This is a genomic window from Streptomyces sp. NRRL B-1347, from assembly GCF_000720325.1.
In the GTDB taxonomy this organism is placed as follows: domain Bacteria; phylum Actinomycetota; class Actinomycetes; order Streptomycetales; family Streptomycetaceae; genus Streptomyces.
Window position 1 is genome coordinate 212,572 of sequence record NZ_JOJM01000007.1, and the last position, 18,026, is coordinate 230,597.

The window sequence follows — 18,026 nt, forward strand, 5'->3', positions numbered from 1 at the left end:
TCAGCCTTCCGGCCGGCCGCGCCTGCGGCGCAGCCACCTCAGCAGCCCGCGAGGCTCCTCCTTCCCGTCCGCTCCCGACACGTCTTCGGTGACGGCGGGTGCCGGTGGCTGCTCCGACGCGCGGTGCGGGCGCGCGGTGGGGGTGATCGGCGGACGGCCCGGCCGCGGTGCGGGCCGGTGCCGCCGCGCTTCCGCAAGACCCAGGCTCAGATTGGCCCGCAGCCAGCAGATCTCATCGGGGTCGTCGGCGGTGGTGATCCGCTCGACGATGTGGGTCGTCGGGGATTCGGGGGCGGCCTGGGTGAGCGGCTGGGGCCTGAGGCGGTGCAGATAGGCCCGCTCGTACGGATCCCTGACGAGTTGCGCGAAGCTCATCGGGTCCAGGAAGGAGGCCGTCACGGCGACGCGCTCCCACGGGTCCTCCGACTGCCGCAGCAGAAAGCCCACCTGCCGACGGCGCCAGTTGCGCGCCCGCAGGTCCAGGCCGCTCGTCAGCTGTGCCCGCATCGCGTCCGGCGCACGGCCGGTGAGCAGCGGGGCGTTGGCCTCGCAGGCGGCGAACTCGCGCAGCTCTTCCGCCAGATAGAGCCAGACGACGGCTCGATAGCGGTTCAAGTAGAACTTCACCGGCGTCAGCACCCCCGTGCGGGCGAGCCGGGTGAAGCGGGCCTGGGTGATGTCCAGCAGGGCCGCGCCCTCGGCGGTCCCCACGGCCTTGACGCCCTCGCGCAGGGACTCCGGGAAGCCGGGTGTCTCGCGGACGCGGTCGATCTCCTCGCGGCTGACCCGGCGGCGCACGCCCGCGGGGTCGGCGACCGTACGGACCCGGCCCAGCATCACGGCCAGCTCGAACTCGCCCCGCTTGAGGCCCAGTTCCCGCGCGGCGCGGCTGCGCGCCAGCGGCGCCGACCGGCCGGCCGGAGTCGTCGGTGGCGCGGCCGCTTCCGTGGGTGTGGTGGACGCGGGTTGCGGAATGGTCTGCGTGTCGCCAGTCATGGCGGTTCTCCCCCGTGCTTGGTCACTGCTTCTGGGAAAAACCGTAGCCCGCGCGGCCCATCTCCCGCTCGGCCTGTGGATAACTCTGCCCGCGCCCGTGTTCGCGCAGGTCAGACACTGGTCAGCCGCAATTCACGTGCAGGTCAGAGGTCTACGACCGGTGTCCGCTCCGGATGCCGGGCGTCTACGCCCAGGTGCTCCCCCACGCGGTTCACCAGCAGTGTCATCTCGTACGCGACCTGGCCTATGTCGGCCTGCGCCGAGCTGAGGACGCACAGACAGCTGCCCTCACCCGCCGCGGTCACGAACAGGACGGCGTCGTCGAACTCGATCATCGTCTGGCGTACGTTGCCCGCGTGGAAGTGGCGGCCTGAGCCCTTCGCCAGGCTGTGCAGGCCGGACGACACCGCCGCCAGGTGCTCGGCGTCCTCGCGCGGCAGGTCCGAGCTCGCCCCCGTCACCAGGCCGTCGTTGGACAGCACCAGCGCGTGCCGCACGTGTTCCACGCGCTTCGTCAGGTCGTCGAGCAGCCAGCCCAGGCCCGTGTTCTGCGCCATGGTCCCTTCTCCCCGTGTGTCGCTCCCCCTGGCTGGAGGATCTGACCTGCCAGCCTTCACCACCTCCGGCGTCCCGGCAAGCATGATGGGGACATGGCACAGAAGATGACTGACGAGCAGTGGCGGGCCTTCGTCTCGCAGGGCACCCGCACGGCCAAGCTGTCCACCGTCCGTGCGGACGGCAGCCCGCACGTGGCCCCGATCTGGTTCCTCCTCGACGGCGACGACCTGGTGTTCAACACCGGGAAGGACACTGTCAAGGGGCGCAATCTCGCACGCGACGGGCGTGTGGCACTGTGCGTCGACGACGACGCGCCTCCGTTCGCCTTCGTCGTCCTGCAGGGCAGGGCCGAGCTGTCCGAGGACCTGGAGCAGGTGCGGCACTGGGCGGCCCGCATCGGCGGGCGCTACATGGGCGAGGACCGGGCCGAGGAGTTCGGCGCGCGCAACGGCGTGCCCGGCGAGCTCCTCGTCCGGGTGAGGATCGACAAGGTGCTCGCTCAAGGGGCCGTCGCCGACTGACGGCGTGCGCCGTCCGCGGCGTTGCCGGTGTGCTGCGGCACGACCCCGCCGCCTCACCTGCCCGGCGGGCGGCCCGTCAGCCCACCGAGTCGAGCAGCCGGGCGGTATGCCGCCGCCCGGCGTACTCGACAAGCCGGATCAGCACCTCCTTTCCCGAGTCCCGGTCCCGGGCGTCGCACAGCACCACGGGCGTGCCGCGGTCGAGGTCCAGGGCCCGTGACACTTCGTGCGCGCCGTACGTCCGGGCGTTCGCGAAGCAGTTGACCGCCACGACGAAAGGGATGTCGCGGTGCTCGAAGTAGTCCACGGCGGGGAAGCAGTCCTCGAGCCGCCGGGTGTCCGCGAGGACCACGGCGCCGAGGGCTCCCTGTGACAGCTCGTCCCACAGGAACCAGAAGCGGTCCTGTCCCGGGGTGCCGAAGAGGTACAGCGAGAGCCCGGATCTGATGGTGATGCGGCCGAAGTCCATCGCGACCGTGGTCGTGACCTTGCGGTCCACGCCGTCGGTGTCGTCCACCGACTGCCCCGCCTCGCTAAGGAGTTCCTCCGTCCGCAGGGGCCGGATCTCGCTGACGGCACCGACCAGGGTGGTCTTGCCCACGCCGAAGCCTCCGGCGACCAGGATCTTCAACGCCAGGGCCGTGTCGTCAACGGTCTCGTCGGGCGTGGCGTCAGAGCGCTCGGAGCCCATCGATCACCTCTCGCAGAATCGTCTCGTCAGGTAGCTGGGCGGGCGGCACGGGCCGTCGCACCTGAACGCGGCCCCCCTCCAGGAGGTCGCCGAGCAGCACCCTGACCACGCCCACGGGCAGGTCGGCACCGGCGGCGAGTTCGGCGACGGACTGGGTTTCGGCGCGGCACAGGTCGAGCAGCACCCGGTGTTCGGGGCCGAGCGCCACGTCGTCGTCCGGCTGTGTGGCGTCCTGGGTGAGGCTGACCAGGGCGATCAGGTCGAACCGCACCCCGCTGGACGCGGGTCGGGTGCGTCCACCCGTCATCGCGTACGGACGGACCAGGGGCCCCGCCTCGCTGTCGTACCACTGGCTGCCGTGCCGTCGCTCGGTGCCGTCGCTGTTGTCGGTCATCGCTTCTCGCCGCCTCGGTCATCCGGTGCTCGGTGGCGGCTCGGAGAAGCGCGCGGGGGTCGTCAGATGCGCCCCCACGCGCTTGACCATGCGCGCCATCTCGTACGCGACGAGGCCGATGTCGGCGGTGACCGTGCTGAGGACGGCGAGGCAGGAGCCGTCGCCCGCCGCGGCCACGAACAAGAAGGCGTCGTCCATCTCGACCATCGTCTGGCGCACGCCGCCCGCTCCGAAGTGCCGTCCCGCACCCTTCGCGAGGCTGTGGAACCCCGAGGCGACGGCGGCCAGGTGCTCGGCGTCCTCGCGGGTGAGGGCCGTCGAGGCGCCGACCGCGAGTCCGTCGTTGGACAGCACGACCGCGTGCCGCACGTCGCCGACGCGTGCCACCAGGTCGTCGAGGAGCCAGTCGAGTTCGCCGGACCGGTTCGCGGTGAGGCCGGTTTCCTGGATCATGCGGGGTCTCCTTCGCTGCTGTCGCTGCCGGGTGGGCGCCCGCCGCCGCGGGCCCAGCCGGCCCGGTAGGCGGCCAGTTGACTCCGTACGTGCTCGGGGCTGCGGTCGTCGGCGGATCCGGGGCTCTCGGTCGCGGGCGGGCGCTTCCGCAGCTGTGGGGCGAGGCTCGCCTGGCGTACGCGGCGCGGCAGTTCGTCCGACGGATGCGGGGCGGGCTCAGGGGCGGGCGCGTCCCCGGCGGGTGCCGTGTCCGCGGGCCTGCGCAGGCGCAGTGCCGTGACGCCGGGAGGGGACGGCGCGGGCCGCTCGGCGGGCGACGGGCTCAGAGCTGGATGGTCGCCCTGCGGGGCACTGTGCAGCGTCGGCGCTGCGGGCATGCGGGCGGACGCGAACACCTCTTGCCGCTCTCCTTGTTCACGCTTCGGCGTGCGGGCGGATTCGTCGTCCTGGAGCAGTGCGGTGGGCAGCAGGACCACGGCGGTCGTGCCGCCGTACGGGGAGGTGAGCAGGCGCACCTTGATGCCGTGTCGTGCGGCGAGCCTGCTCACTACGAAGAGGCCCAGTTGGTCGCTGTCGAACAGGTCGAGCGCCTCGGACTCCTCGACCCGGCGGTTGGCCTCAGCGAGGGCGTCGGGGCTCATGCCGAGGCCCCTGTCCTCGACCTCCAGGGCGTAGCCGTTGCCCACGGGTTCGCCCGTGACCCGCACCTTGGTGTGCGGGGGCGAGAACTGGGCGGCGTTCTCGACCAGTTCGGCCAGCAGATGGGTGAGGTCGGCGACGGCACCTCCCACGACGGAGGCCTCGGGCAGTGGGCGTACCTCCACGCGCGCGTAGTCCTCGATTTCGGAGACCGCGGCGCGGACGACGTTCGTCAGGGGCACCGGCACGCGCCAGGCGCGGCCCGGCGCGGCCCCGGAGAGGATGATCAAGCTCTCGGCGTGGCGGCGCATGCGGGTCGTGAGGTGGTCGAGCCGGAAGAGGTCGCCGAGCTCGTTCGGGTCGTCGGCCCGTCTCTCCATCGTGTCCAGGAGGCTGAGCTGCCGGTGGACGAGCACCTGGCTGCGCCGTGCGAGGTTCACGAAGACTCCGGAGATGCCGCTCGCCAGCTCCGCGCGCTCCACGGCGGCACGCAGCGCGGCGCGGTGCACCGTGCCGAGGGCCTCCGCGACCTGTCCCGCCTCGTCCTCCGCGGACGGCCCTTCGGGGGCTTCGGCTTCGACGTCGACCTCCTCGCCCGCGCGCAGTCTCCGCATGGCGTGCGGGAGTTGGCGGCGCGCGATCTCCAGGGCGCGGTTGCGCAGTCCGACGAGCTCGACGACGAGGCCCCGGCCGATGCGTACGGAGATCACGAGCGAGGCCACGACGGCGGCGAGACCGCAGAGCACGGCGGCGCCCGCGACGGTGAACACGCCGCGTGTCAGCGGGTCGGCACGGTCCGCTGCGTCGCGTGCCGCGCGCTCCGCGAGGGTGCGCTGGGTGTCCCGCACGGTCGCGTGGGCGGCCTCCCAGGTGCGGGCGGGCGCGGCCTCCAGGGCCTTCTTGCCGGGCGGGGCGGCGAGCACCTTGTCCTCGACGGCACGGACGTCGGCGTACGCGCGTTCCCTGGCGAGGCGCTGCCAGGCCGCACGTTCGGGTCCGCGCAGATCCGCCACGGCCGCCTCCGTGAGGGTCTGCCGGGTGTCCACGGCCCCGGTGAACCGGCGCAGGCGTTCTCCGTCGAGAGTGCCCGCGAGACGGGCACCGGCCAGCAACACGTCCTCGCGCGCCAGCATTTCGCCCGCCCTGGAGAATTCGAGCAGCACGCGCGCGTGGGAGCCCGATTCGGCGCCTTGGAGGCCGGACAGCGCACCGTGGACTCCGAAGGCCGCCGTGATGGTCTTCGTGTACTGCCCGAAGGCGTCGTCCCACCCGGTGCGGCGGTCGAGGACGGACGCGCGCACGGTACGCAGCCCCTCGGCGCCGGTGGCGAACTGTTCGAGCCGCTTCCCTACCCCCGCGGGCAGGCCCGCTCCGTCGGCGACCGTGTGGTCCTTGCCGAGGCGCAGCTTCGCCACGGCCCGGTCGGTCCGGTCCGCCTGTCTCCGCAGGGCGGCGGCCCGGTCGGCGGTGGGTTTCGTCGCGTGGCGCACGGCCGCGGCCCGTTCGGCCTGGAGCGCGGTGACGGCCGCGGCGACCGGGGCCCGCACGGCGGTGTCGACGTGCTGGGTCTGCCGCAGCGAGGCGACGTGCTGGGCGGTGCTGACGGTCGCGTACGCCCACAGGGCGAGGAGGGACACGACCGGCACCATCAGCAGGCACACGACCTTGGCGCGCACGGTGCGGGGGCGGAACCATCGCAGCCGCCCGCGCGGGAGTCCGTTGTCGGTGGGCACTGTTCCGGTGGGAGGGGTCTCGCCCTCCGTGGTCGCGCTTTCGTCGGCGGGCGGGCCCGCGTGCGCTCGGCGGCCGCGGGCCGCAGGGGTGGCCCGGGCCGGTGTGCCGGTGTCGGGGGTGTTCCGGGGTATGCGCATGGCCTCCTCGCTCGGAAGGGTTGGGGACGCGTACCGCCCGCTCGTCGCCGGATCGCGGGCGCCGCTACGGAGCGGTGCGCTCGGCGGGGCGTTGAGCCGACGCGGAGGCCGCGCGTTCGCCCGCGCTGGGGGACAGTGCGACGAACGCCGAGGTCAGGAACAGATAGGAGCCCAGGCCCACGGCGAGGGGGAAGATGAACTGCATCGTCGTGGCCCCGGGCAGTGCCGCCCCTGAGGGTGCGACACGCACGCTCACGGCGAGCATGCCGGTGTAGTGCATGCTGCTCACCGCGCCGCCCATGACGAGGGAGGCGACGGCCACCGCGAGCGTCGACTTGATGTTCAGCGCCGCCCAGAGAGCGGCGGTCGCCGCGACCACGGCGATGACCACGGACAGGGCGACGACGGCCGGGTCGTAGTCGACGTCTCCGTGGAGGCGCAGCGCGGCCATGCCCAGGTAGTGCATGCTCGCGACGCCGAGCCCCGTGGTGAGGCCGCCGAGGGCGAGCGAGCGCCCGCGGTCGCGGCCGTAGCCGACGGCGAAGACTCCGGCGCCGACGACGGCCATGGCGACGAGCAGGCTCAGGAGCGTCAGCGGCACGTCGTAGTGGATCTCTGTGCCGGTGACTCCGAAGCCGAGCATCGCGACGAAGTGCATCGTCCAGATGCCGGTGCCGATCGCCGATGCCGCGGTGAGGAGCCAGTTGCGCCGCGAGCGTCCCGTCGTGCGCAGGGCACGCACGGTGCACTGCAGGCCGAGCGCGGCGCCGACGCACGCCATCGCGTACGACAGCGTGGGCGTCAGCCAGCCGAAGGTGGCGTGGTCCAGGTGTCCCATGGCCCAGGGACGCTAGACCCGCGGGGGGCGCGCGGTGGGGGCGCATTTCGAAAGCTGCTGGGTTCTGGCAGGGAGATGTCCCTGAACGATCGCGCCACGCTCGAACGTGCGCGCCCTGGTTCCCCCTTGAGGAGGCGCCGGACCGGCGGGACCGGTCCGGCGCCGACGTCACGTACGGACGGGAACGTCGCGGACCGACAGGTCGCCAACCGGCAGGTCGTCGACTGGCAGGTCGCGGACCGGCAGGTCGTAGCTGCGCCGGATGCTGGTCCCCCGCGCCGCGACGTTCGCTCCGTAGATGTGCAGGGACACCACCTTGTGGGTCGTTCCGTTGCGTACGAGGTGGACGTCGCCGGGCGGGCAGACGGACGTCACGGAGCCCTCGGCGTTCACGCTGCGGGCCACCCGGACGAGATGGGGCCCGTGGTCGTCGGTGGCGACGCGGAAGTGCTCCTCGACCTCCTCGCCGCGGTGCACGCCCACCACGCACCAGGCCACGTGGTCATGCACCGGGGTCTCCTGGCCCGGCAGCCAGACCAGCGCCACCACGGAGAAGGAACCGTCCGGTTCGGCGTGCAGCAGGTGCTGCCGATAGGCGTGCGGGTCGGCTTCCCACTGCTCCGGGGTCAGCAGGTCGGGGTCGTCGAGGAAGGCGGCCAGGACGTCCCCCGCGGTGGTCCACGGCTCCGGGTCCCCGGCGTCGGCCAGGGCCGGGGCGCCGATCCGGTTCCGCAGTTCGGACACCATCTCCGCCATCCGGGCGGTGACTGTCGTCATCACCGGCGCTCACTCCCCACGGAGTGCGCGTCGACCGTGTCGAACAGGCCCCTGATGGAGTCGAGGGCCGCGTCGTGGGATCCGTCCACCCGCACCCGGAGATGGGGCTCGGCCTGCCGCACCGCATGGTCACGGGCCATGCGGGCCCGGCCGCCGCCCGTGACGTTCAGGAGCACGGAGGCATCCCTCGGAATCCTGCCTTCCGCGACGGCGGTGAAGAGCGAGGCCGCCGCCACCGCCGCGGCCGGTTCGAGGTCGATCGACTCCAGTTCGTCGAAGACCTCCCGGGCCGCCACGGCGGCCTCCCGGTCGACGGTGACCACATCGCCGCCGCTCTCGGAGAGCACGTCGAAGACGCCCGAGTGCACCGCGTAGGGCGGTCGCCTGTTGGTCAGCTCGTCCGCGAACACGTCGCGGAGGGCGTTCTGGTCCTCTCCCGTGGGGGTGAAGGCCCGCGTCCGCCCCTGCCAGGCCCGGTGGATCGGCGCGAACCCGGCGTTCTGCGAGAGCACGAGGCGGGGCAGGGCGGCCGTGGGCGCGGACGTCGTCTCCCGTACGCGCTTGGCGGCCTCGTGCACGGCGATGGCACCCGCGGCGCTGCCGACCGCCTGGAAGTAGTACTCGGGCAGCTCGCCCGTCTCTTCGGCCGCCGCGTACATCACGGTGCCGAGGCCGTCGCGGCGGGCGACGTTGCGCACGCCGCCCTCCAGGACGAACCCCGGCCACTTCGCGGCCTCTTCGGAGAGGGCGATCGCGTCCGCGTAGTCGGCGTCCTCCACCACGACCAGACGCACCGCGGGGTGCAGGTCCGCGCGCAGCTTGAGCCGGTCGAGCCCCGTCTCGGGAATGATCAGGAGGCACGGGACGGCGTACCGGGAGCAGACCGCGGCGAACGCGGCCGCGGTGTTGCCCGCGGACGCGACGACGAGGACCGGCGACTTCTCCGGCATTCGGCCGAGGACCGTGTACGCCTCCAGCTCCTTGAAGGTGCCGGTCTCCAGGAATCCGCCCCGCTCCGGCCAGTAGCCGTTGAAGGCGATGCGCAGACCGGGCATGCCGAGGAAGCGGCACAGGCGTTCGCTGCGCAGCACCGTCGTGCGCCCGGCGCCCTCGAAGGTGCGGACGACCGGGAGCCACGGGCGGTACCGGAAGATCCCGTCGACGTCCCGCAGCGGCTCGAACGTCCGCGCCTCGTACTCCGTCTGCAACAGCGCCGGCGCGTGGTCGCTGGCGCAGGACAGCGTCAGCCCGTCATCCACCTGCTTCAGCCCGCATACCGGACAGACCAGAGAATAATGGCGCATCTCTGATTTTCTCACTCTATTCCAATTCCGTGGGATGGCGGGTTCACTGCCCCTGGGTCGGGCGCGCGTGCTCCGTGGTGGGGCGCGCGTGCTCTTGGGTCGGGCGGGTCGGGTGGATGGGGCGGGTCGGGCCCGCGTGCTCCGTCACGGCGTCCCAGACCTGCCGCAGCATGTCCGGGTGTGCCATGTCGTCGTGCCGGCAGGGCACTTCGGTCTCGGCCGTCGCGCCGGAGACGTGGGGGGCCCACAGTCCGGCGTCGGCACCGCTCTCCTCGCGGTCCGCGGCCGCCACGACGACGAGCGCGTCGCCGTCGAAGACGCCTGGCACGTGGGCGCGCTGGATGCGCGCGTTGTTGTCGATGACCCGCGCGAAGCGGTCGATCTCCTCCGGCGTCAGCTCGGCCCCGAACCGGCCCGCGCCCTGCACCACGACCTCCGTGAGGTCCACCGGCTCGGCGCTGTCGTCGGCACGCTCTTCTTCCGGCATGGGATAGGCGTCCATGATCACCAGGGAGGCGACTTCGTGGCCGTCGGCCCGGAGCAGTACGGCCATCTCGTGCGCGACGATGCCGCCGAAGGACCAGCCCAGGAGGTGGTACGGCCCCGTCTCCTGGACCGCGCGGATCTGTGCGACGTAGTCCGCCGCCATGTCCCGCACCGAGGCGGGCAGTTCCTCCGGGACCGGGCCGAGGCCGCGCGCCTGAAGCGCGTACAGCGGCTGGTCCTGGGGCATGTGACGCGTCAGCGGGACGTAGCACCAGCTGGCCCCGCCCGCGGGGTGGACGCAGAAGTACGGCGGCCTGCTGCCCTTGGCGCGGATCGGGAGGAGGCCCCCGAGCGCTTCCTGGGTCATCCCCGCGTCCGTGAGGCGGGCGGCGAGGGCTTCGGGGGTCGGCGCCTCGAACAGGTCGCGGATGCCGATCTCGACGCCGAGCACGGACCGGATCCGGTCGGCGAGGCGCACTCCGAGGAGGGAGTGGCCGCCGAGTTCGAAGAAGTTGCCGTCGACGCCGGCTTGGGGCAGTCCGAGGACCTCGGCGAAGACTCCGCAGAGGACCTCTTCCTGCACCGACGCGGGGGCCCGCCCGGCCACGCCGGGGGTGTGGTCGGGCGCGGGCAGGGCCCGCCGGTCCAGTTTGCCGTTGGCCGTCTGCGGCAGGGCGTCGAGCACTACGAAGGCCGCGGGCACCATGTACTCGGGCAGCCGGTCGCGCAGGTGGTCGCGGAGCGTGCCGGTCAGGGCCGCCGCGCTCCGGCTCCTGGCGACGGGGTTGTTGGTGTACGAGGCGAGGTCGGCCCGGCTGGGTCCCGCGGGCCGGTACGCGAACGCCGGAGCTTCTCGCCGGACTCCGGGCTCCGGTGCTTCGCGCCCGGCTCCGGACTCCGGCGTCTCGAAGACGGCGTCCATGGAGCCGTCGTCGGCGGCACCCGTCAGGGTGACCGCGGTCCGGTAGCCGAGGCGCTCGCCCAACTGGTGGAGGTCCTCGGCGTCCAGCGCCCCGGCCGCCGAGCCGTCGCCGCCGAGCGCGGCGAGCGCCGTGTCCACGGGCTCGCCCGCGTCCAGGAGGCGCAGCGCGGCGATCTCACCGGCGAGCCCGCGATGGGGTACGCGGGCCACGCGGAGCACCGCGGGCCGTTCGGTGCGCAGCAGGTCGGCGAGCCCGGCGAGGTCGGTCACGTCCGTGCCCCAGCGCAGCGTCGTCTCCTCGGCGCGTACGACGGGCTGCGCGGAGGGCTCTCCGGAGAGCCGGGCAGAGGACTCCCTCGAGGACTGTCCAGAGGACTTCTTGTGCAGGACCACGTCGTAGCGGTGCCGGGACATCTCGTGGTGGTGCACACCCCGCTTGACCAGGACGTCGGCGTGCTCCAGCTCCTTCGACGCGGCGCACAGCGCGGGGAAGAAGTCGGGGTCGACGAGCAGTTCCTGCTCGCTCAGGAGCATCTGCTCGACGGCCCGGCGCACCGCGTCCGCCTCGCTGTCCGGCCCGTGCCTGCGCAGCGCGACCGCGGCGGTCAGGTAGCGGTGCAGACGCAGGTTGCGCACGTCACCGACGAAGATCCGCCCGCCGGGGGCGAGGAGGTCCACGGCGTTGCGCAGGACCTCCAGGAGGTACTCCGTGTTCGGGAAGTACTGGACGACGGAGTTGAGCACGATGGTGTCGAAGTAGTCCCGCGGCAGGCCGTCGGTGACGTCGGCTCCCTGCGCGCGCAGGTGGACCCGGTCGCGCAGTTCCGGCTGCTGCGCCACTCCTCGGCGGAGCACCTCGATGCCTTCGGCCGAGAGGTCGGTGCCCCAGTACTCCTCGCAGCGGGGTGCGACGCGGGCCAGGAGCGGGCCGTTGCCGACGCCGAGTTCGAGGATGCGGCGGGGTTCGAGGTCGAGGATGCGGTCCACGATGACGGACCGCCACTCCTGGAGGTGGCTCTCCGGGATGCGGCTGCCGTCGTAGACGCTGACCCAGACGTCGAAGTTCTCGCCGAGTTCGGTGCCGTCGTCCGGAGCCATGTCCCGGTACAGGGAGTCGTACACGCTCTGCCAGTCCTCGACCTGGCGGTCCTCGCGCTCCTGGTTCCGTTCCTCCGCACGGGAGCCCGGCACTACGTAGGCGACGAGTTGCCGCGAGCCGTGGGCGTCGTCGCGGGCGACCACCGCGGCCCGGGCCACCTCGGGGTGGGCCGTGAGCCCCGCCTCGATCTCGCCGAGCTCGATCCGGAACCCGCGGATCTTGACCTGGTCGTCGACGCGGGTGAGGTACTCCAGGGTGCCGTCGGCGCTCCAGCGCACGAGGTCGCCCGTGCGGTACATGCGCTCGCCGGGAGCCCCGAACGGGCATGCCACGAAGCGCTCGGCCGTCAGCTCAGGGCGGCCCTGGTAGCCGCGTGCCAGCTGCTCTCCGGCCAGGTACAGCTCGCCCGCGACGCCCGCGTGCACCGGCTGCATCCTGTCGTCGAGGACGTATGCCCGGGTGTTCCACAAGGGGCGCCCGATCGAGGGGGCGGAGCCCTGTTCGCCCGCGGTCAGCTCGGCGGTGGTCGCCCACACGGTGGCCTCGGTCGGGCCGTACAGGTTGGTGGCCTTTCCGGTGGTCGTCAGCATCCGGTCGGCGAGGGAGGACGGCAGCGCCTCGCCGCCCACCAGGATGCGTGCGCCCTTCAGGGCCGTGGCGTCCTCGTCGAGCACGGCCTGCCACAGCGTCGGCGTGGCCTGCATGACGGTGACGTCGAGGCGTTCGGCAAGGGCCACGAGCAGGCGCGGGTCCCGTACCGCCGTGCGCGGCGCGACCACCACGGACGCGCCCGCGAGCAGCGGCAGGTAGATCTCGAGGACGTGGATGTCGAAGGCCACGGTGGTGACCGCGAGCAGGCGGTCCCGCTCGTCCAGCGGGCAGCGGTCGTCCATCGCCGCGAGGAAGTTCGTCACGGCCCGGTGCGGCACGGCGACGCCCTTGGGGCGGCCCGTGGAGCCCGAGGTGTAGATGACGTACGCGGGGTGGGTCGGCAGCAGCGCGGACGTGCGCTCCTTGTCGTCGATCGCCCCGGCGTCGAGGCCGGCCAGCGCGGACACGGTCCGCGGCCCGTCGACGACGATCCGGTCGGTGCCGTTGCCCGGGTCCAGTGCCGCGTCGGTGGCACGGCTGGTGAGGACCACAGCGGGCCGTGCGTCCTCCAGGACGTGGGCGATGCGGTCGGCCGGGTACTCCGGGTCGATCGGTACGTACGCGCCACCGGCCTTGAGGACCGCGAGCAGCGTCACGACGAGGTCCGGCGAACGCTCCATGCAGACGGCGACGAGCGTCTCCGGCCCCACGCCGTGCGCCATGAGCAGCCGTGCGAGGCGGTTGGCCCTGTCGTGCAGCTGTGCGTAGGTGAGTTCGTCGCGGTCGTGTCCGACGCCGTCCCCGTCGTCCCCGCTGCCCCTGCCGTCCCCGCTGACCTCGCCGATCTCGCCGTCCTGGAAGAGCACGGCGACCGCGTCAGGGGTGTGTTCCGCCTGGCGCTGCAACAGCTCCGGGAGGCTCTGCTCGGGGACGCGGTGCTCGGTGTCGTTCCACTCCTCGAGGATCGTCTTGCGCTCGGTCTCCTCCAGGATCTCCACCCGGCTGAGCGGCGTCGAAGGGTCGGCCGTCACGGCGTCCAGGACCCTGGCGTAGAGCTTGGCCATCCATTCGGCTGTCGCGGGGTCGAACAGGTCCGTCGCGTAGATGATGCTGCCGTGCAGCCCGATGGGCTCGCCGCCGGGGCCGAACCGCTCGCTGAGGCCGATCTCCAGGTCGAACTTGGCCGACACGTGGCCCGCGGGTACGGCCTCGGCCTGAAGGCCGGGGAAGTCCAGGTCGGCCTGGGCGTTGTTCTGCAGGGCCAGCATGATCTGGAAGAGGGGGTGGCGTGCCATGGACCGCGTCGGCGCCAGTTCCTCCACGAGCCGCTCGAACGGGATGTCCTGATGCGCGTAGGCACCCAGACCGGTCTCCCGTACTCGCTCCAAGAGCTCCGCGAACGACGGGTCCCCGCTCACGTCGGTGCGGATCACCAGCGTGTTCACGAAGAAGCCGACCAGCTCCTCCAGGGCCTCGTCCGAACGCCCCGCCACCGGAACACCGAACGGGATATCGCGGCCCGCACCCAGACGGCTCAGCAGCGCCGCCATGCCCGCCTGCAACACCATGAACAGGGTGACGCCGTGCGCCCGTGCGACTTCCAGCAGCCGCGCGTGGACGTCCGGCTCCACGCCGAGGTCCACGATGCCGCCCTGGTGCGTAGCGACTGCGGGGCGCGGCCGGTCGACGGGCAGCACCAGCTCGTCCGGTACGTCCGCCAGCGTCTGGCGCCAGTAGGCCAGTTGGCGTGCCATAAGGCTCTCGGGGTCGTTCTCCTCGCCGAGGAGTTCCCGCTGCCACAACGCGTAGTCCGCGTACTGCACTGGGGAACACGGTACGCAGCACCTCGTGCCGCGCCACCACATCGTTGAGCGCCGCACCCAGCGCCTCCACGTCCAGCTCCCCGCGCAGACGGATACCCGCGGGAATGTTGTACGTGGCGTTCGGGCCCTCCAACTCACCCAGGAACCACAGTCGTTGCTGAGCGAACGACAACGGGACCGACTCCGGACGCACCCGCGCGGACAGTGCCGGTCGCGCCTGCTCGGCACCCTCCAGCCGCTCCACGAGCAGGCCCACCGACGGTGCCTCGAACACCGCCCGCACACCCAGCTCCACGCCCAGCACCGACCGCACCCGACTCACCAGACGCACCGCGAGCAGGGAGTGGCCGCCCAGCTCGAAGAAGTTGTCGTCGACACCCACACTCGGCACGCCGAGCACCTCGGCGAACACCGCGCACAGGATCTCCTCCTGGAGCCCAGGGCCACGACCGTCGACGGAACCATGTACTCCGGCAGCATCCGGCCCACATGCGCCCGCAGCACGGCGGCCTCCACCGCGCCATCGGCCAGGACCACGTACGCGACCAGACGTTTGTCCCCCGGCGCGTCCTCACGCACCAGCACCGCGGCCTGCGCGACATCCGCATGCGATGCCAGCGCCGTCTCGACTTCGCCGAGCTCGATCCGGAAGCCCCGGATCTTGACCTGGTCGTCGGCGCGACCGAGGAACTCCAAGTTCCCGTCCGCACGCCAGCGCACCACGTCACCCGTGCGGTACATCCGCTCACCGGCAGCCCCGAACGGGCAGGCGACGAAGCGCTCCGCGGTCAGTCCCGGACGGCCCAGGTACCCACGCGCCAGCTGAGCGCCCGCGACGTACAGCTCGCCCGCGACACCCACCGGCACCGGCCGCAGGCCCGCGTCCAGCACGAGGACACGTGTGTTCGGCGTGGGGCCGCCGATCGGCGGGGCCTGGCCGTGGGACGGGGGAAGACATCGCATGAGCGTGACGGCGACGGTCGTCTCCGTCGGTCCGTATCCGTTCCAGAACTCCCGTCCGGGGCGAGCCCATTCGTCGACGAGTCGGCCTGCGGGCAGCTCGCCGCCCGTGGACACCAGACGCAGCGCGGGCAGCCCGTCGGGGCGCAGCAGCGGCATCAGCGCGGGCGGCAGCTCGGCGACGGTCACGTCCTGCTCGGCCATGAGGGTTTGCAGCCGGTCGGCGTTGAGCCGGTCCTCGTCGCCCGCCAGGACCAGCGTGGCCCCGACGAGCAGGGTGGTGAACACCTCGAAGACGGACACGTCGAAGGTGAAGGCCGCGAAGCCGAGGACCCGGTCCTGTGCGTCGATCCCATAGGCCGAAGCGATGCCGGTGGAGAACTCGGCGGCGGACCCGTGGCTGACGACGACGCCCTTGGGGCGGCCCGTCGAGCCTGAGGTGTAGATGACGTACGCGGGGTGGGACGGCAGGACTTCCGCTGCCCGGGGCGCACGGCCGACGGACGGCTCGGCGCGCTCCAAGTCCTCGACGTCCTCGATGCGCTCCACGTCCTCGATGCCCTCGATGCCCTCGACGAGGAGCCGGGGCACATCCGCGTCCGTGAAGCGCTCGGCCAGTGCCGCAGTCGTGATCAGTGCGGCCGGACGGGCGTCCTCCAGTACGTGCGCCGTGCGCTCGGCGGGGTGGCCCGGATCCAGCGGCAGATAGGCGCCGCCGGCCTTCAGCACCGCGAGGAGTGCCACCACCATGTCCGCGGAGCGCGGCAGGGCGATCGCCACGAGCTGCTCGGGCCCGACACCCCTGTCGACGAGTGCCTCGGCCCATCGGTCCGTTCGCGCGTCGAGCTCGGCGTAGGTCAGTTCCGCGCCTTCGTGGACGAGGGCGACGGTCTCGGGCGTTCTGGCCACCTGTGCGTGCCACAGCTCGGTCAGTGTCGTCGGGCGTGTTTCCCGTGCCGTGTCGTTCCAGGCGGTGAGCACGCGGTGGTGCTCGGACTCGTCGAGGGCCTCGATGCCGCACAGCTCAGTGGCGCTCTCCTCTTCGAGTACGCGGACGAGCTTCGCGGTGACGGTGTGGATCAGCGCGCAGACGTCGTACGGCGCGATCGGTTCGGCCGCTTGGACGGTGACGCCGAAGTCCGTGCCCGCGTCGTCGATGGACACGGCGAGGGGGTAGTTGGTGCGTTCGTGGGCCGAGAGCAGCTCGACGCCTTCGAGGGCGCCGCTCATCGCGTCATCCGCTCCCGCTCCACTGACCATGTCGTGCCGGTAGTTGAGCAGGGAGGTGAACAGCGGGGTCTCCGCCGCGAGATCGGCCGCCTGCTGGGCGAGCGTGAGCGGGGCGTGCTCGTGGACGAGGAGGTCGGCGAGCTGCTTCTGCATCCCCCGCACGGCCTCACCCACGGACACCCGTCCGGTCGGCACACGTACCGGCAGCGTGTTGATGAACAGACCCGGCGTACGGTCCGCTCCCGCGCCCGCCTGCATACGACCGAACAGCACACTGCCGAACACGACGTCATCGCGGCCCGACGTCACGGCCACGACCCGCGCCCACACCAGGTGGAACAGCGTCGCCGGGCTCACGCCCAGGCGCCGCGCCTGCTCCCGCAGCCGCACAGCAAGACCCGTATCCAGCGTGGTGCTCGCGTCGGTGATGCTGACGGAGCTCTCCTTGCGCAGGTCGAGGAGACCGTACGGCGCCGTCGGCTCGGTCACGCCGTCGAGCAGCTCACCGAAGAACCGCTCGTGCTCCGCACGCGACACACCCAGACGTGCCTGCGCCACGAACTCCCGGAACGGAACCGGAGCGGGCAGCTCATCCGCGTCTCCGCGCAGCAGGGCGCGGACCTCGTCCAGGAGGACGTCAAAGGTGGTGTGGTCCAGTACGAGGTGGTGGTTCTGGAGGACCATCAGCCAGCGGTCGCTGCCCGGCTCGGCGGCGATGTACGCCCGCAGCAGCGGAGCCCGCCCGACGTCCATCGAGGCGGCGCACGCCGCGAGAAGCCGCTCGACCGGGTCCCCGTCGGCCTGCGCGTCGAGGTGGATCTCGTCAGCGGGGACGGCGGCGTTGCGCGCCACTACCTGCACCGGCTCGCGGAGGCCCTCCCAGGCGAAGCCCGTCCGCAGGATGTCGTGCCGGTCGACCACCTTCTGCAGCGCGTCGAGGAACTGGTCGAGCCGACCCCGCGAGTCGAAGCGCAGTGCCGTCTGCTGAAGGTAGACGTCCGCTCCGCCCTCACCGGTCATCAGGTGGTGGAAGAACAGGCCTTCCTGGAGGGGGGCGAGGGGGTAGACGTCGGCGATGTTCCCCGCCCCGCCCTCGATCCGGGACGTGATCCGCTCGATCTCCTCCGCCGTCAGGTCCACCAGCGGCAGCATCTCCGGAGTGATCGCCTCGGCGTCCGCCGGAATCAGGTTCTCCGGCACCGATACGGCTTCCCGGTCCGTCGAGGCCGCAGCCAGCCCGGCCACCGTCGGAGCGGCGAAGAGCGCCCGCACACTGACCGGCACGCCGCGTGCCCTCAACCGCTCCACCAGCGACACCGCGAGGAGGGAGTGGCCGCCCAGCTCGAAGAAGTTGTCGTCGACACCCACACTCGGCACGCCGAGCACCTCGGCGAACACCGCGCACAGGATCTCCTCCTGGAGCGCACGTCCAGGGCCACCACCGCCGACGGAACCATGTACTCCGGCAGCACCCGGCCCACATGCGCCCGCAGCACGGCGGCCTCCACCGCGCCATCGGCCGGGACCACGTACGCGACCAGACGCTTGTCCCCCAGCACGTCCTCACGCACCAGCACCGCGGACTCGGCCACGGCTGCGTGGGATTCCAACGCCGCTTCGATCTCGCCGAGTTCGATACGGAAGCCCCGCAGCTTCACCTGGTCATCAGCACGGCCCAGATACTCCAGGTTCCCGTCCGCACGCCAGCGCCAGCTGATCGCCCGCCAGATACAACTCACCCGCCACACCCACCGGCACCGGCCGCAGTCCCGCATCCAGCACAAACACACGCGTGTTCCACACCGGACGGCCAATCGGCACCACCGGACCCTCACCCGCCTCGCAGGCCCAGGCCGTCACATCGACCGACGCC

At 72.2% G+C, this 18,026-nt stretch carries 12 protein-coding genes and 2 pseudogenes; 1 reads left to right on the plus strand and 13 read right to left on the minus strand.

The window, feature by feature from the left end:
- Together IG74_RS0110405 and IG74_RS0110410 are read right to left on the minus strand one after the other, a co-directional pair.
- On the minus strand, window positions 1-996 hold the full coding sequence (locus tag IG74_RS0110405; RefSeq protein WP_030673301.1) for a DUF6397 family protein: 996 nt from the start codon (window positions 994-996) through the stop codon (window positions 1-3).
- Between the two features lie 143 nt (window positions 997-1,139).
- The gene (locus IG74_RS0110410; protein ID WP_030673304.1) at window positions 1,140-1,553 is read right to left on the minus strand and encodes a roadblock/LC7 domain-containing protein; all 414 of its coding nucleotides are present in this window, start codon (window positions 1,551-1,553) and stop codon (window positions 1,140-1,142) included.
- Between the two features lie 93 nt (window positions 1,554-1,646).
- On the opposite strand from IG74_RS0110410, the gene IG74_RS0110415 reads away from it, so the two are divergent.
- Window positions 1,647-2,075 (plus strand): PPOX class F420-dependent oxidoreductase, encoded by a 429-nt coding sequence (locus tag IG74_RS0110415; protein ID WP_030673307.1) that lies wholly within the window; start codon window positions 1,647-1,649, stop codon window positions 2,073-2,075.
- A gap of 76 nt (window positions 2,076-2,151) precedes the next feature.
- Here IG74_RS0110415 and IG74_RS0110420 read toward each other — a convergent pair whose 3' ends face one another.
- The 11 genes and pseudogenes from IG74_RS0110420 to IG74_RS49290 all read right to left on the minus strand — a co-directional run.
- Window positions 2,152-2,766, minus strand: coding sequence for a GTP-binding protein (locus tag IG74_RS0110420; protein ID WP_030673312.1), 615 nt, complete (start codon window positions 2,764-2,766; stop codon window positions 2,152-2,154).
- The gene (locus IG74_RS0110425) at window positions 2,747-3,160 is read right to left on the minus strand and encodes a DUF742 domain-containing protein (protein ID WP_030673315.1); all 414 of its coding nucleotides are present in this window, start codon (window positions 3,158-3,160) and stop codon (window positions 2,747-2,749) included. The genes IG74_RS0110420 and IG74_RS0110425 overlap by 20 nt, the downstream gene beginning before the upstream one ends.
- A gap of 18 nt (window positions 3,161-3,178) precedes the next feature.
- Complete coding sequence (locus tag IG74_RS0110430) at window positions 3,179-3,613, minus strand: roadblock/LC7 domain-containing protein (RefSeq protein WP_030673318.1); 435 nt, start codon at window positions 3,611-3,613, stop codon at window positions 3,179-3,181.
- Window positions 3,610-6,123, minus strand: coding sequence for a sensor histidine kinase (locus IG74_RS0110435; RefSeq protein WP_030673321.1), 2,514 nt, complete (start codon window positions 6,121-6,123; stop codon window positions 3,610-3,612). Before IG74_RS0110435 ends, IG74_RS0110430 begins: the two co-directional genes overlap by 4 nt.
- Window positions 6,124-6,187: 64 nt before the next feature.
- A complete protein-coding gene (locus IG74_RS0110440) occupies window positions 6,188-6,961 on the minus strand; it encodes an MHYT domain-containing protein (protein ID WP_030673323.1) in 774 nt (257 codons plus the stop codon).
- A gap of 168 nt (window positions 6,962-7,129) precedes the next feature.
- On the minus strand, window positions 7,130-7,738 hold the full coding sequence (locus IG74_RS0110445) for a cysteine dioxygenase family protein (protein ID WP_030673326.1): 609 nt from the start codon (window positions 7,736-7,738) through the stop codon (window positions 7,130-7,132).
- Window positions 7,738-9,042, minus strand: coding sequence for a cysteate synthase (locus IG74_RS0110450; protein WP_030673328.1), 1,305 nt, complete (start codon window positions 9,040-9,042; stop codon window positions 7,738-7,740). The genes IG74_RS0110445 and IG74_RS0110450 overlap by 1 nt, the downstream gene beginning before the upstream one ends.
- A 43-nt stretch (window positions 9,043-9,085) precedes the next feature.
- A complete protein-coding gene (locus IG74_RS47850; protein ID WP_051854758.1) occupies window positions 9,086-13,963 on the minus strand; it encodes a non-ribosomal peptide synthetase in 4,878 nt (1,625 codons plus the stop codon).
- Between the two features lie 61 nt (window positions 13,964-14,024).
- A pseudogene (locus IG74_RS54670) lies at window positions 14,025-14,375 on the minus strand (phosphopantetheine-binding protein); the annotation flags it as partial.
- A complete protein-coding gene (locus IG74_RS53365) occupies window positions 14,282-17,305 on the minus strand; it encodes a non-ribosomal peptide synthetase (RefSeq protein ID WP_420709878.1) in 3,024 nt (1,007 codons plus the stop codon). The gene IG74_RS53365 and the pseudogene IG74_RS54670, both read right to left, overlap by 94 nt.
- Before the next feature lie 69 nt (window positions 17,306-17,374).
- Window positions 17,375-18,026: pseudogene (locus IG74_RS49290) on the minus strand (phosphopantetheine-binding protein); the annotation flags it as partial.

What these genes read in the sequence shown, in the direction of transcription:
- IG74_RS0110410 (WP_030673304.1), bottom strand. Translation starts at nt 1,553, where the DNA reads ATGGCGCAGAACACGGGCCTGGGCTGGCTGCTCGACGACCTGACGAAG.
- IG74_RS0110425 (WP_030673315.1), bottom strand. Translation starts at nt 3,160, where the DNA reads ATGACCGACAACAGCGACGGCACCGAGCGACGGCACGGCAGCCAGTGG.
- IG74_RS0110445 (WP_030673326.1), bottom strand. Translation starts at nt 7,738, where the DNA reads ATGACGACAGTCACCGCCCGGATGGCGGAGATGGTGTCCGAACTGCGG.
- IG74_RS0110420 (WP_030673312.1), bottom strand. Translation starts at nt 2,766, where the DNA reads ATGGGCTCCGAGCGCTCTGACGCCACGCCCGACGAGACCGTTGACGAC.
- IG74_RS0110435 (WP_030673321.1), bottom strand. Translation starts at nt 6,123, where the DNA reads ATGCGCATACCCCGGAACACCCCCGACACCGGCACACCGGCCCGGGCC.
- IG74_RS0110450 (WP_030673328.1), bottom strand. Translation starts at nt 9,042, where the DNA reads ATGCGCCATTATTCTCTGGTCTGTCCGGTATGCGGGCTGAAGCAGGTG.
- IG74_RS0110415 (WP_030673307.1), top strand. Translation starts at nt 1,647, where the DNA reads ATGGCACAGAAGATGACTGACGAGCAGTGGCGGGCCTTCGTCTCGCAG.
- IG74_RS53365 (WP_420709878.1), bottom strand. Translation starts at nt 17,305, where the DNA reads ATGCTGCCGCTGGTGGACCTGACGGCGGAGGAGATCGAGCGGATCACG.
- IG74_RS0110430 (WP_030673318.1), bottom strand. Translation starts at nt 3,613, where the DNA reads ATGATCCAGGAAACCGGCCTCACCGCGAACCGGTCCGGCGAACTCGAC.
- IG74_RS0110405 (WP_030673301.1), bottom strand. Translation starts at nt 996, where the DNA reads ATGACTGGCGACACGCAGACCATTCCGCAACCCGCGTCCACCACACCC.
- IG74_RS0110440 (WP_030673323.1), bottom strand. Translation starts at nt 6,961, where the DNA reads ATGGGACACCTGGACCACGCCACCTTCGGCTGGCTGACGCCCACGCTG.